The organism is Variovorax sp. P1_H2 (assembly GCF_056405295.1).
Genome location: NZ_JBFUCJ010000014.1, coordinates 51,303 through 63,550, shown reverse-complemented (window position 1 = coordinate 63,550; position 12,248 = coordinate 51,303). Strand labels below are relative to the sequence as shown.

General features: G+C 70.4%; 14 protein-coding genes and 1 pseudogene. 9 read left to right on the top strand and 6 right to left on the bottom strand.

Annotated features, from left to right (window positions below):
• Positions 1 to 44: 44 nt before the first annotated feature.
• From AC1D2E_RS07785 to AC1D2E_RS07755, 7 genes are read left to right on the top strand one after another with little or no spacing between them, the layout of a single operon-like run.
• Positions 45 to 1,274, top strand: a complete 1,230-nt coding sequence (locus tag AC1D2E_RS07785; RefSeq protein WP_478196861.1) for a nucleoside recognition domain-containing protein — start codon at positions 45 to 47, stop codon at positions 1,272 to 1,274.
• A gap of 44 nt (positions 1,275 to 1,318) precedes the next feature.
• Positions 1,319 to 1,855: a flavin reductase family protein gene (locus tag AC1D2E_RS07780; RefSeq protein WP_478171150.1), complete on the top strand. Its 537-nt coding sequence runs from the start codon at positions 1,319 to 1,321 to the stop codon at positions 1,853 to 1,855.
• A complete protein-coding gene (locus tag AC1D2E_RS07775) occupies positions 1,852 to 2,352 on the top strand; it encodes a BON domain-containing protein (RefSeq protein WP_478196860.1) in 501 nt (166 codons plus the stop codon). The genes AC1D2E_RS07780 and AC1D2E_RS07775 overlap by 4 nt, the downstream gene beginning before the upstream one ends.
• 51 nt (positions 2,353 to 2,403) lie before the next feature.
• Positions 2,404 to 3,306 (top strand): DMT family transporter, encoded by a 903-nt coding sequence (locus tag AC1D2E_RS07770; RefSeq protein WP_478196859.1) that lies wholly within the window; start codon positions 2,404 to 2,406, stop codon positions 3,304 to 3,306.
• On the top strand, positions 3,303 to 4,217 hold the full coding sequence (locus AC1D2E_RS07765; protein ID WP_478196858.1) for a glutaminase: 915 nt from the start codon (positions 3,303 to 3,305) through the stop codon (positions 4,215 to 4,217). The genes AC1D2E_RS07770 and AC1D2E_RS07765 overlap by 4 nt, the downstream gene beginning before the upstream one ends.
• Positions 4,218 to 4,225: 8 nt before the next feature.
• Positions 4,226 to 4,699, top strand: a complete 474-nt coding sequence (locus AC1D2E_RS07760) for a hypothetical protein (protein WP_478196857.1) — start codon at positions 4,226 to 4,228, stop codon at positions 4,697 to 4,699.
• Between the two features lie 36 nt (positions 4,700 to 4,735).
• Entirely contained in the window at positions 4,736 to 5,200 is a 465-nt protein-coding gene (locus AC1D2E_RS07755) for a CopD family protein (RefSeq protein WP_478196856.1), read from the top strand.
• 12 nt (positions 5,201 to 5,212) lie between these two features.
• On the opposite strand, the gene AC1D2E_RS07750 is transcribed toward AC1D2E_RS07755, so the two are convergent.
• Complete coding sequence (locus AC1D2E_RS07750) at positions 5,213 to 6,103, bottom strand: LysR family transcriptional regulator (protein ID WP_478196855.1); 891 nt, start codon at positions 6,101 to 6,103, stop codon at positions 5,213 to 5,215.
• An 89-nt stretch (positions 6,104 to 6,192) separates the two neighbouring features.
• On the opposite strand from AC1D2E_RS07750, the gene AC1D2E_RS07745 reads away from it, so the two are divergent.
• The gene (locus AC1D2E_RS07745) at positions 6,193 to 6,435 is read left to right on the top strand and encodes a YjiS-like domain-containing protein (RefSeq protein WP_478196854.1); all 243 of its coding nucleotides are present in this window, start codon (positions 6,193 to 6,195) and stop codon (positions 6,433 to 6,435) included.
• Here the strand turns inward: AC1D2E_RS07745 and AC1D2E_RS07740 are convergent.
• The 4 genes and pseudogenes from AC1D2E_RS07740 to AC1D2E_RS07725 all read right to left on the bottom strand — a co-directional run bounded on the left by AC1D2E_RS07740 (position 6,353) and on the right by AC1D2E_RS07725 (position 10,467).
• Entirely contained in the window at positions 6,353 to 6,970 is a 618-nt protein-coding gene (locus AC1D2E_RS07740) for a trehalase family glycosidase (protein WP_478196853.1), read from the bottom strand. The genes AC1D2E_RS07745 and AC1D2E_RS07740 overlap by 83 nt on opposite strands.
• 58 nt (positions 6,971 to 7,028) lie before the next feature.
• Positions 7,029 to 8,024: pseudogene (locus tag AC1D2E_RS07735) on the bottom strand (trehalase family glycosidase); the annotation flags it as partial.
• A complete protein-coding gene (locus AC1D2E_RS07730; protein WP_478196852.1) occupies positions 8,021 to 9,268 on the bottom strand; it encodes a CaiB/BaiF CoA transferase family protein in 1,248 nt (415 codons plus the stop codon). The pseudogene AC1D2E_RS07735 and the gene AC1D2E_RS07730, both read right to left, overlap by 4 nt.
• Positions 9,268 to 10,467, bottom strand: coding sequence for an acyl-CoA dehydrogenase (locus tag AC1D2E_RS07725; RefSeq protein WP_478196851.1), 1,200 nt, complete (start codon positions 10,465 to 10,467; stop codon positions 9,268 to 9,270). Before AC1D2E_RS07725 ends, AC1D2E_RS07730 begins: the two co-directional genes overlap by 1 nt.
• A gap of 173 nt (positions 10,468 to 10,640) precedes the next feature.
• Between AC1D2E_RS07725 and AC1D2E_RS07720 the strand changes: the two genes are divergently transcribed.
• A complete protein-coding gene (locus AC1D2E_RS07720; RefSeq protein ID WP_478196850.1) occupies positions 10,641 to 11,603 on the top strand; it encodes a LysR family transcriptional regulator in 963 nt (320 codons plus the stop codon).
• Here the strand turns inward: AC1D2E_RS07720 and AC1D2E_RS07715 are convergent.
• Complete coding sequence (locus AC1D2E_RS07715; RefSeq protein ID WP_478196849.1) at positions 11,497 to 12,222, bottom strand: TetR/AcrR family transcriptional regulator; 726 nt, start codon at positions 12,220 to 12,222, stop codon at positions 11,497 to 11,499. The genes AC1D2E_RS07720 and AC1D2E_RS07715 overlap by 107 nt on opposite strands.
• Between the last annotated feature and the right edge of the window lie 26 nt (positions 12,223 to 12,248).

Sequence of the window (12,248 nt, the reverse complement as noted above, 5' to 3'; positions counted from 1 at the left end):
CGCGCCCCCTATGATCGGCGCGCATTCGCAACCAGGGGATCGGCGTGCTCAACGGACTGTGGCTTGGCTTCTTTCTGACCGCGGCGGCCGCGGCGCTGGGCCGCTGGCTGCTGGGCGGCGACGCCGGCGTGTTCGCCGCCATGGTCGAGAGCCTGTTCGCGATGGCCCGGCTGTCGGTCGAGGTGATGGTGCTGCTGTTCGGCACGCTCACGCTGTGGCTCGGCTTCCTGCGCATCGCCGAGGCGGCGGGCATCGTCGACCGGCTGGCGCGGCTGCTCGGGCCGCTGTTCCGCCGGCTGATGCCCGAGGTGCCGGCCGGACACCCGGCGCTCGGCCTGATCACGCTCAACTTCGCCGCCAACGCGCTGGGGCTGGACAACGCGGCGACGCCGATCGGGCTCAAGGCGATGCGCGAGCTGCAGACGCTGAACCCGCGCAAGGACACGGCAAGCAACGCGCAGATCCTGTTCCTGGTGCTCAATGCGTCCTCGCTGACGCTGCTGCCGGTGACGATCTTCATGTACCGCGCGCAGCAAGGCGCGGCCGACCCGACGCTGGTGTTCCTGCCGATCCTGCTGGCGACCAGCGCCTCGACGCTGGCCGGGCTGCTGTCGGTGGCCTTCATGCAGCGGCTCCGGCTCTGGGACCCGGTGGTGCTGGCCTACCTGCTGCCCGGCGCGCTGCTGCTGGGCGGCTTCATGGCGCTGCTGGCCACGCTCTCGGCCGCGGCGCTGGCAACGCTGTCCTCGCTGCTCGGCAACCTGACGCTGTTCGGGCTGATCATCGCTTTCCTCGGCGTCGGCGCGATCCGCAGAGTCAAGGTCTACGAGTGCTTCATCGAGGGCGCCAAGGAGGGCTTCGATGTCGCGAAAAACCTGCTGCCCTACCTGGTCGCGATGCTGTGCGCGGTCGGTGTGCTGCGGGCCTCCGGCGCGCTCGACCTGGCGCTCGAAGGCATCCGATGGGGAGTGGCCCGGACCGGCTGGGACACGCGCTTCGTCGACGCCCTGCCGACCGCGCTGGTCAAGCCCTTCTCGGGCAGCGCGGCGCGCGCGATGCTGATCGAGACCATGCAGAGCCAGGGCGTCGACAGCTTCGCGGCGCGGGTCGCGGCCACCATCCAGGGCAGCACCGAGACCACCTTCTACGTGCTGGCGGTGTACTTCGGCGCGGTCGGGGTCCAGCGCGCGCGCCATGCCGTGGGCTGCGCGCTGCTCGCTGAACTGGCGGGCGTGGTCGCCGCCATCGGCGTCGGCTACTGGTTCTTCGGATGACGACCTGAGCCGGCGACAGACGGCCGCGCGGCCGATCGGCCAAAATGGGCCCCCAACTGCCCCGCTCCCCCGTGACCGCTCCCGCCCAGGCGCAACCGCCTTCCTTCTCCATCGACGAGTTCCGCGCATCGCTCGGCATGTTCGCGACCGGCGTGACCATCGTCACCGCGCGGGCCGCGAACGGCACGCTGGTGGGCCTGACGGCCAACTCCTTCAATTCGGTCTCGCTCGATCCGCCGCTGGTGCTGTGGAGCCTGGCGCGCAGCGCGGCCTCGATGGCGGCCCTGCGCACCGGCTCGCACTATGCGATCAACATCCTCGCCGCCAGCCAGAAAAGCCTGGCGGAGCGTTTCGCGACCAAGAATGTCGATCGCTGGCGCGACGTCGCCTACACCGAGGGCCTCGGCGGCGCGCCGGTGCTGGTGGGTGCCGCGGCCAGTTTCGAGTGCTTCAACCGCAGCCGCTACGACGAGGGCGACCACGTGATCTTCGTCGGCGAGGTCGAGCGCTGCATGCACAGCGCGGGGGCTTCGCCGCTGCTGTTCCACGGCGGGCGCTTCTACACGGAGCATCCGCTTTGAAGGCCGCGCCGGCGATGCTGCTGGCAATGGCCTGCGCGGTCGAAGCCGCCGCTGCACAGGAGACGCCGAAGCCCGACAAGCAGAACTGGTTCGACGACCCCTTCTTCCAGGTCGCGTCGGGCATGCGCAATTGCCCGGTGCCCGAAGGCCCGCTGCTGACCGCGGAAGAACGCCGTGCGCAGATGCACTCGCGCCTCGAGCGCGGCACCAGTTGCTGGCTGGCCGGGCGCTGCGCCGACAGCAACGCCTACCGCTACGACAAGCCGCTGGCGCCCAAGGTGCGCGCCGCATTGGCCGCCGTGCCGGGCGTGCAGCGCGCCAGCGTCTGGGTCGTCATCCAGCGGCGCTGGGTCTACCTGCAGGGCTGCGTGCCCTCGCGCGCCATGGGCGCGGCGCTGGACCGCGCCGCGCGCGGCGTGTCCGACGTCGAAGTGGTGCTGCCCGAACTGATGATCGGCACGCGCGGCCGCCCGCCTTATGCAGTCGTGTCCCCCTGACACTTTGCGCCGGCCATCGGCCGCACCACAAGAAGAACAGAAACATCCGGAATGATCGAACGCAAGGAACATCTCGACACCCGCGCCACCACCCTGCTGCTCGCCTGCTGCGCCTTCTGGGGCTTGCAGCAGATCCTGATCAAGACCACGGTCGGCGAGGTGCCGCCGCTGTGGCAGGCCTCGATCCGCATGGCGGGCGCCGTCGTGCTGTTGTGGGCCTGGTGCGCGCGTCGCGGCGTGCCGCTGTTCAAGCGCGACGGCACGCTGCCGGGCGGCCTGCTCGCCGGCGCGCTGTTCGCCGGCGAGTTCACCTGCATCTACCTCGGACTCCAGCTGACGACGGCCTCGCGGCTCACGGTGTTCCTCTACACCGCGCCCTTCGTGGTCGCATTGCTGCTGCCGCGCTGGGTGGCGGCCGAGCGCTTGCGCGGCCTGCAATGGATCGGCCTGGCGATCGCCTTCGCGGGCGTGGTGCTGGCCTTCAGCGAGAGCTTCGGCCACAGCACCTCGGGGCAATTGCGCGGCGATGCGCTGGCGCTGGCCGCCGGCGTGCTGTGGGGGCTGACCACACTGACCATCCGCACCACCCGGCTCGCCGTCGCCAGCGCCGAGAAGACGCTCTTCTATCAAATCGCGGTGACCGCCGCGGTCTCGCCGCTGCTGTCGCTGCTGCTGGGCGAGCGCTGGGGTTTCGCCTACTCGGGCTATGCCTGGTTCTCGATCGGCCTGCAGACCGCGATCGGCGCCTTCGCGAGCTACCTCGCCTGGATGTGGCTGCTGCGCCATTACCCGGCCACCCGCATCTCGTCCTTCACCTTCCTCACGCCGCTGTTCGCGCTGGTGTTCGGGGTGGCGCTGCTGGCGGAGCCGTTGACGCTGCAACTGGTGCTGGCGCTGACCGGCGTGGCGCTGGGCATCGTGCTGGTGAATCGCCGGCCAGGAGCCAACCCATGAACTTCCAGCCCGTGCTCGACGCCATCGACGCCGAGATTCGTCCGCTGCTCGGGGCCGAGGGCCAGGTGGCCTGCTACATCCCGGCGCTGGCGCGGGTGCCGGCGCAGCAGTTCGGCATCGCGCTCAGGACTTGCGAGGGCCAGGAGGCCTCGGCCGGCGACGCCGGCACGCCGTTCTCGATCCAGAGCATCTCGAAGCTGTTCACGCTGACGCTGGCGATGCGCCGCCTGGGCGATACGCTGTGGGAGCGCATCGGACGCGAGCCATCGGGCAATCCCTTCAATTCGCTGGTGCAGCTCGAAAACGAGCAGGGCAAGCCGCGCAACCCGTTCATCAATGCGGGTGCGATCGCGGTGGCCGACCGGCTCGTGAGCCTGGGCCACGCCAAGGCCGACCTGCTGGCGCTGATGTCGCAGCTTTGCGGCGAGGCGATCGCCTACGACGAGGAAGTGGCCGCCTCCGAGGCCGTGACCGGCTTCCGCAACATCGCGCTGGCGAACTTCATGAAGAGCTTCGGCAAGATCGACAACGACGTGCGCGAAGTGCTGAGCCTGTACTTCCACCAGTGCGCGATCCGCATGAACTGCCGCCAACTGGCGCGCGCCGCCGCCTTCCTGTGCCGCGACGGCGCGCACCCGATCGACGGCGAGCCCGAGGTCACGACCGAACGCCATACGCGCCGCATCAACGCGCTGATGCTGACCTGTGGCACCTACGACGCCGCCGGCGACGTGGCCTTCTCGATCGGCCTGCCCTGCAAGAGCGGCGTCGGCGGCGGCATCGTCGCCGTGGTGCCCGACCAGTTGACACTGTGCGTCTGGTCGCCGGCGCTCGACGCCAACGGCAATTCGCTGCTGGGCCTGAAGGCGCTCGAGCTGTTCGCGACCCGCACCGGCCTTTCCATTTTTTGAATGCACATATGACAGACACTGCCCCTCCGATCCAGGAAGCCACGGTCTGGAGCGACGAGCTCTGGACCGCCCGCGTGATCAAGAACGAAGACGACGACGGCTGGGCCGTGGCGATGACCCGGCAGGGCGATCCCGAGCCGGCCCTGGTCGGCCCCTGGACCATGGGCCGCGACAAGAAGAACCCCAAGCCGCTCGATGCGCCGGCCTTCCACACGCTGGTGAAGACCGCGTCCGAGGTGCTGCGCCGGCACGAGCAGCAGCTGCACGCGCGATTGAACAAGAGCGTCAGCGTGGGCGCCGGTTCGGAACGCATCCGCGTTTCGCTGCAGATCGTGCCCGACGAGGACAACCCGCACGCGATGCTGAGGGCGCACGACGAATCCGGCAGCGAGCTCGCCGAGCTGCGGGTGAAGCCGGACTTCAAGCTCAGCGCCGCCAGCGCCGAGGCCTGGATCGACGGCGGATTCGAGAAGCCCCGCTGAAGCGGCGGACATCGGCGTTCTGCTCTACGCTACGTCATGCCTCTTCTTCCCGCCCTCCTGCTGTTCCTCCACCTGCTCGCCGCCGCCTTCTGGGTCGGCGGCATGGCGACGATGCACTTCGCGGTGCGTCCTGCCGCGGTCGCCTGCCTCGAGCCGCCGCTGCGCCTGCCCTTCATGGCGGCGGCGCTGTCGCGCTTCTTCGCCGGCGTCTCGGCCGCCATCGGCGTGCTGCTGGCGACCGGCCTGCTGCTGGTCTGGACGAGCGGCGGCTTCGCCCGGGTCCACTGGAGCGTGCATGCGATGCTGACGCTCGGGCTGGTGATGATGGCGCTGTTCCTGCACCTGCGCTTCGCGCCCTATCCGCGGCTGAAGCGCGCGGTCGCGGCGCGCGAATGGCCGGTGGCGGCGGCGAACCTGAACACGATTCGCAAGCTGGTCGGCGTGAACCTGGTGCTGGGCGTGATCGTGTTCGCGTTCGCCGTGGTCGGCCGCGCGCTGTGACCGCGTGTCAGCTCAGCGCTGGCTGAAGGTCTCCAGGATCCGCAGCACGCTCTCGGTCGCGCCGTCCAGCGCCGCGCGCGGCCGATGCGCGATGCCCAGCCGGCGCACCAGCGTCGGCCGCAGCGGCAGCATGCGCATGCGCTCGTCGCTCGGGTTGTCGCTGGCCGGCAGCACGGGCAGCACCGCGGCGCCGTAGCCCGCGGCCACCAGGCTGCGCATCGCGGCGTCGTAATTGAGCTCGATGCGCGGCCGCGGCGCCTCGCCCGCGGCCGCGAACCACTGCGTCGTCAACCGATACATGTGGGTGCTGCTGTCGTTGGCGATCAACGGCTGCTGGGCCAGCCACTTCGGCGTCGCCCGCTGCGGCGTCTTCCACTTGCGCGGCACGAAAGCCATCATCGGCTGGCTGCGCCAGCGCGTCACGACGAGGTCGCGCAGCGGCGGCTGCGGCATCGCCACCAGGCCGATGTCGATCGTGCCCATGGCGAGCCGGGACATCGCTTCGTTCGACGCGAGGATGCTGACCTCGACGTCGATGCCGGGGTGCCGTTGCTCGAGCGCCTCGAGCACCTGCGGAAGCAGGTCGACCACCACGCCGGTCGAGGTGCCCAGGCGGACCCGGCCGAGCCGCCCCTCGGCCTGGCGCCGCACCGCGTCGACCGCCTCGTCGGCATCGCGCAGCAGCTGGCGCGCGCGCTCGACCAACGCGGCGCCGGCCGCCGTCGGCGTGATCCGCCGGCTGCCGCGCAGCACCAGCCTGGCGTCGAGCCGAGATTCGAGTTCGCTGACGTGCAGGCTGACCGTGGGCTGCGCGAGATGCAAGGCCCGGGCCGCGGCCGAGAAGCTGCCGAGGTCGGCGATCGACACCAGGGTGCGCAATTGGTCGAGGTTGAGTTGTCTCATCAGAAAAGCTGATTGGAACTGCCAGAAATCTCAACTTCCACAATAGCACGCGGACTTGCAAGATGGCCGCTCATTGAAGGAGCCACGCCATGCCATCGAGAAAACCCGCCTTCGCTGCCCGCCTGTTCGAGGCGATCCGCGAGGTGGGCCGTCGCCGCCGCGACCAGCGGCTGCTGGCGGCCATGAGCGACCGCGAACTGCACGACCTGGGCGTCGGCCGCAGCCAGATCCCCGGGCTGCTGGAGCCGCTCAGCGGTGCTGCGGCATCGCCGCATGCGCGACGCAGCCGTGCGCCGTGTGCTGCGGATGCTCGGCGAGCAACGCGGCCGTGACGCCGTTGGTCCAGCCGAAGCCGTCCTGCAGCGGGTACTCGCCGCCGGCGCCGCCTTCGGTTTCGTCCTGCTCGACCCGCCGCAGCGCATACTTCTCGACCAGCTTGCCCTCGCGCTCGTAGAGCGCGGCGACGGTGGCCAGCCAGCGCCTGGCGATGGTCCGCGACAGCGCCTCGTGGCCGTAGTCGGCCAGCCCGCGCACCGCCATCCATTGCAGCGCCGCCCAGCCGTTGGGCCGGTCCCATTGCTGGTCGCTGCCGCACTCGGTGGTCGCCAGGCCCCCGTGCGCCAGCATGCGCAGCGACAGGGTCTGGGCCAGTGCCTGCGCCTGGGCAGGTGTCGCGACGCCGACGAACAACGGCACGACGCTGGCTGCGGTCAGGCAGCTGCGGCGCGCGCCGAGACGCCAGTCGTGATCGAAGAAGGCGCCCTGCTGCGAATCCCAGAAAAGCGCGCCGATCGCGGCTTGGCGCGCCTCGGCCCGCTGCGCGTAGTGCTGCGCGGCGGCGGCGTCGCCGGCCTCCCCGCTCAGCACGGCTGAGCATGCATTCGAGCTTGTGCAGGAAGGCATTGAGGTCCACCGGCAGGATGTCGGTGGTGCAGAGCGTCGCGAGCGATGGGGCGGTGGCGGCGCGCACATGGGCGCAGCGCGGAGATTCGGGCGGCGGCGGCGGCTCGCGCATCCAGCGGGTGCTGAAGTCCCAGCCCGACTCGCAGGCCGCGCGGATCTCGCGGTAGATCTCGTTCGATTCGCGCTCGCAGGCCTGCGCGGTGGTCACGTCCTCGATCCAGGACTCCTCGCGCGGCGTATCGCGCGCGTCCCAGTAGCGATTGAGAAGCGCACCGCCGGGCAGCCTCACCACGTGCCGGTTCGCCTCGCCCGGCGCCAGGCCCTCGCTGCCCGCCATCCACCAGGCATGCTCGCGCCGCAGCTGCGGCAGGAAGTCGATGGCGTCAACCGCGCCGAACTGCTGCGCGAKCTCGACCATCAGCGCGAACACCGGCGGCTGCGAGCGGCCCAGGTAGTAGCTGCGCGTGCCGTTCGGCACATGGCCGTAGGTGTCGATCAGGTAGGCGAAGTTCTCCACCATGCCGCGCACCAGCGGCCGGTGGCCCTCGGCGCCCAGGCCCAGCAGCGTGAAGTAGGAGTCCCAGTAGTAGAGCTCGCGAAAGCGTCCGCCCGGCACCATGTAGGGATGGGGCAACTGCAGCAGCGAGCAGCGCGGCGGATGCGATCGGGGATGCCGCGTCAGCACCGGCCACAGGTCGCCGATGTGGGTCGCGATCGGCTGTCCGGGCACCGAAACGTAGTCGCTGGGCGCGGGCTCGGACAGTTCGAAGTTCGCCCGCACGAAGGCCGCGAGATCGAAGTCCGGCCGGCCGCGCTGCACCCGGTAGGCCGCCAGGATGGCGTCCGGGTCGCCGCGCGGCGCGCTGTCGACGAAGGTCTTGCTGTCGGCGAAGACGCGGCCCGACTGGACCGCGACGAACAGCTCCTGGTAGCGGTCCGCCGGCGTCAGCGAGTCGGGCGCAGGCGCGGCCGCCGCGCGCGTCGAGCGCTTCGCGGTGGAAGCGCCCGGCGCGGTCAAAGCACGCCTGCCTCTCGCAGTGCCGCGCGCTGGGCGGCGTCGACACCGAATTCGGCCAGCACCTCGTCGGTGTGCTGGCCCAGGGCCGGCGGCGCGTGGCGCAGGACCGGCGGCGTGGAAGAAAGCCGCAGCGGGCTGGCCACGCCGACGATCTTGTCGATGCCGTCGCCGGCATCGCGCGGCAGGGTCACGGCCAGGCTCCGCGCCTTGACCTGGTCGTCGTCGAAGGCCTGGGCGATGTCGTTGATCGGGCCGCAGGGCACGGCCTTGTCTTCGAGCAGCGCGATCCATTGCGCCGTGCTGCGCGTGCGCGTCACGATCTCCATCTGCGGGATCAGGACCTCGCGGTGCTTGACGCGCAGCGTGTTGGTGGCGAAGCGCGGGTCGGTGGCCCACTCCGGATGGCCGGCGGCTTCGCAGAAGCGCGTGAACTGGCCGTTGTTGCCGATCGCCAGCAGCATCGCGCCGTCGGCGGTGCGGAAGTCCTGGTAGGGCGCCAGGCTCGGATGGCTGTTGCCCTGGCGCTGCGGCGCCACGCCGGTGTTGAGGAAGGCGCTGGCCTGGTTGGCGAGGATCGCCATGCCGACGTCGAGCAGCGCCATGTCGATGTGCTGGCCCTCGCCCGTGCGATGGCGCACTTCGAGCGCAGCCAGGATGGCGGTGCTGGCATAGACGCCGGTGAAGAGATCGGTCAGCGCCACGCCGACCCGCAGCGGGCCGCCGCCGGGCACGTCGTCGGGACGGCCGGTGATGCTCATCATGCCGGTGGTGGCCTGGATCATCAGGTCGTAGCCGGCGCGCATGGCATGCGGGCCGTCGTGGCCGAAGCCGGTCACGCTGCAGTAGATGAGGCGCGGATGGGCCGCGCGCAGGCTCTCGGGGTCGAGGCCGTACTGCTTGAGGCCGCCGGTCTTGAAGTTCTCGACTAGGATGTCGCTCTCGGCCGCCATGCGCTTCAGCAGCGCCTGGCCGTCTGGCGTGGCCATGTCGATCGTGACCGAGCGCTTGTTGCGGTTGCAGGCCGTGAAATAGGTCGCCTGGTTGGTGTCGTGGCCGTTCGCGTCCTTGAGGAAGGGCGGGCCCCAGCTGCGGGTGTCGTCGCCGACGCCGGGCCGCTCGATCTTGACCACGTCGGCCCCCAGGTCCGCGAGGATCTGGGTGCACCACGGGCCCGCGAGCACGCGCGAGAGGTCGAGTACCTTGAGGCCCGCGAGGGCGCCCTGCGTGGCGGCGGCGGCTGTCATCAGTTGGCGAAGGCGGCGATGCCGGTCTGTGCGCGGCCCAGGATCAGCGCATGGATGTCGTGCGTGCCTTCATAGGTGTTCACGACTTCGAGGTTGACCAGATGCCGTGCCACGCCGAACTCGTCGCTGATGCCGTTGCCGCCCATCATGTCGCGCGCCAGGCGCGCGATGTCGAGCGCCTTGCCGCAGGAGTTGCGCTTCAGCAGCGAAGTGACCTCGACCGAGGCGGTGCCCTCGTCCTTCATGCGGCCCAGGCGCAGGCAGCCTTGCAGGCCCAGCGTGATCTCGGTCTGCATGYCGGCCAGCTTCTTCTGGATCAGCTGGTTGGCCGCGAGCGGGCGGCCGAACTGCTTGCGATCGAGCGTGTACTGGCGGGCGCGGTGCCAGCAGTCTTCGGCGGCGCCGAGCGCGCCCCAGGAGATGCCGTAGCGGGCGCTGTTGAGGCAAGTGAACGGGCCCTTCAGGCCCTGCACGTCGGGGAAGGCGTTCTCTTCGGGGCAGAACACGTTGTCCATCACGATCTCGCCGGTGATCGAGGCACGCAGGCCGACCTTGCCGTGGATCGCCGGGGCGCTCAGGCCTTTCGCGCCCTTCTCGAGCACGAAGCCGCGGATCGGGCCGACCGTGCCGCTTTCGCTGACTTCCTTGGCCCAGACGACGAAGACGTCGGCGATCGGGCTGTTGCTGATCCACATCTTGGCGCCGCTGAGCGAATAGCCGCCGGGCACCTTCTTGGCGCGCGTGACCATGCTGCCGGGGTCGGAGCCGTGGTCGGGCTCGGTCAGGCCGAAGCAGCCGATCCATTCACCGGTGGCGAGCTTGGGCAGGTACTTCTGCTTCTGCGCCTCGGTGCCGAATTCGTTGATCGGCACCATCACCAGCGAGCTCTGCACGCTGGCCATCGAACGGTAGCCGGAGTCGACGCGCTCGACTTCACGGGCGATCAGGCCATAGCAGACGTAGTTGAGGCCGGGACCACCGTACTGCTCGGGGATCGTCGGGCCCAGCAGGCCCAGGGCGCCCATCTCGCGAAAGATCGCCGGATCGGTCTCGCCGCTGCGAAAGCCTTCGATGACGCGCGGGGCGAGGCGCTCCTGGCAGTAGGCGTTGGCGGCATCGCGCACCATGCGCTCGTCGTCGGTGAGTTGCTGATCGAGCAGAAGGGGGTCGTCCCATTGAAATGCGGCGTGCTTGGCCATGTGAGGTCTCCGTGGATGGATGCTGAGGTCGGCCCCGATCGTAAGCGTCGGGGAGAGGGAGTGCAAACGACGATTCCACACCCAGTTATGCGTTGGGCGCACTTCTAGGCACAATCACCCTGCAGCCTTCCACTGGCACGCGCCGCACTTCAACTATGTAGGCACCGCATACCATGCGCCGAAAGATACCGTCCACCCAGGCCCTGATCTGCTTCGAGGCCGCCGCCCGCCACGAGAGCTACACGCGTGCTGCGCAGGAGCTCGCCCTGACCCAGAGCGCGGTGTCGCGGCAGATCACCGCGCTCGAGGGCTTCCTTGGCATGGCGCTGTTCCGCCGCACGCGGCATGGCGTGGCGCTGACGCCGGCCGGCGCCGACTATGCCCGCCAGATCGCGCGCCAGCTCGACACCATGGAGCGCGACACGCTCGACGCCATGGCCCGGCAGGGCCTGGGCGGCTCGCTGCAGCTGGCGGCGGTGCCGACCTTCGCGACCCGCTGGCTGATTCCGCGGCTGCCGGACTTCGCGGCCCGCCATCCCGACATCACGGTGCACATCGAGACGCGCACCCGCCCCTTCCTGTTCAACGAGACGCCCTTCGACGCCGCGCTCTACACCGGGACGCCGGCGCAGACGGCCAACTGGGCCGGCACGCGCTCGACCGCGCTGTTCAACGAGGACGTGCTGCCGGTCTGCAGCCCGGCCCTGATCGCGCCGCGCGGGCAAGTCTCGCCGGCCGCGGTGGCGCGCCTGCCGCTGCTGCAGCAGAGCACCCGCCCCGAGGGCTGGCGCCAGTGGTTCGATGCCCAGCAGGTCGACGCGCCGCGCGCCCACAGCGGACCGCGCTACGAGCTGTTCTCGATGCTCGCCACCGCCGCCGCGCACGGGCTGGGGGTGGCGCTGATGCCGCGCATGCTGATCGAGGCCGAACTGGCGCGGGGCGAACTGGTGGTGGCCTGCGACCGGCCGCTGCGCGGCGAGCGAAGCTACTTCCTGGTGGCCCCGGCCGCGCAGGACGAACGGCCGGCGCTCAGATTCTTTCGCGACTGGCTGCTCGCACAGGCGTCGGGCCCGGCGGCTGCTCCGCACGATGCGCCTTCGCCATCGCGTCGAGCCCCGCCAGCGCGTAGCGGATGAATTCGTCGGCCAGGCCCTCGCCCTGGGCCAGCGCCGGCAGCAGCCGGGCCGGAACCTCCTTGGGCGCCACCAGCATCACCAGGCAGGGCAGCACCGCGAACATCAGGCCGCGCTGCGTCGCCGGATGCTCCGGCGGCAGGCCCAGGACCTCGCCCACCAGCCCCAGCAGCACCCTGGACTTGGGCCGGATCGCCTGCTCGATCAGCGCCGGCACCGCATTCGAGGGCGTCATCACCTCGCGCAGCATGACCCGGAAGCCCCAGGGCGCCGCGCCGCGCGCGGCCAGGCCGATCAGGTGCGCCAGCACCGCGCGCAGCTTCTTCCTCGGGTCGTCCAGCCCGTGGGTCAGGGCCAGCAGATCGTCCAGCGCCATGATCTGGCGATGGGCCTCGATCAGCACGGCCTCGTACAACGCGTCGCGGCTGCCGAAGTGGTAGTTGACCGAGGCCATCGGGGTGCCGGCGCGCTCGCAGATCTCCTTGCTGGTGCCGTCGGCGAAGCCGCGCTCGGCGAACACCTGCCCGGCGGTCTCGAGCAACAGCGCGCGCGTGGCGTCGCCGTCGGGACGCGGCGAACGCGAGGCAGGCGCGGAGGACTTCTTCGGGGCGGGCGCAGGCATGCTCTGGAGGGATGGCCGAGGCGGCC

Coding starts and splice junctions, on each gene's coding strand:
- AC1D2E_RS07715 (WP_478196849.1), bottom strand. CDS start 12,222: ATGCCTGCGCCCGCCCCGAAGAAGTCCTCCGCGCCTGCCTCGCGTTCG.
- AC1D2E_RS07730 (WP_478196852.1), bottom strand. CDS start 9,268: ATGACAGCCGCCGCCGCCACGCAGGGCGCCCTCGCGGGCCTCAAGGTA.
- AC1D2E_RS07765 (WP_478196858.1), top strand. CDS start 3,303: ATGAACTTCCAGCCCGTGCTCGACGCCATCGACGCCGAGATTCGTCCG.
- AC1D2E_RS07745 (WP_478196854.1), top strand. CDS start 6,193: ATGCCATCGAGAAAACCCGCCTTCGCTGCCCGCCTGTTCGAGGCGATC.
- AC1D2E_RS07755 (WP_478196856.1), top strand. CDS start 4,736: ATGCCTCTTCTTCCCGCCCTCCTGCTGTTCCTCCACCTGCTCGCCGCC.
- AC1D2E_RS07720 (WP_478196850.1), top strand. CDS start 10,641: ATGCGCCGAAAGATACCGTCCACCCAGGCCCTGATCTGCTTCGAGGCC.
- AC1D2E_RS07760 (WP_478196857.1), top strand. CDS start 4,226: ATGACAGACACTGCCCCTCCGATCCAGGAAGCCACGGTCTGGAGCGAC.
- AC1D2E_RS07770 (WP_478196859.1), top strand. CDS start 2,404: ATGATCGAACGCAAGGAACATCTCGACACCCGCGCCACCACCCTGCTG.
- AC1D2E_RS07780 (WP_478171150.1), top strand. CDS start 1,319: ATGGGCCCCCAACTGCCCCGCTCCCCCGTGACCGCTCCCGCCCAGGCG.
- AC1D2E_RS07750 (WP_478196855.1), bottom strand. CDS start 6,103: ATGAGACAACTCAACCTCGACCAATTGCGCACCCTGGTGTCGATCGCC.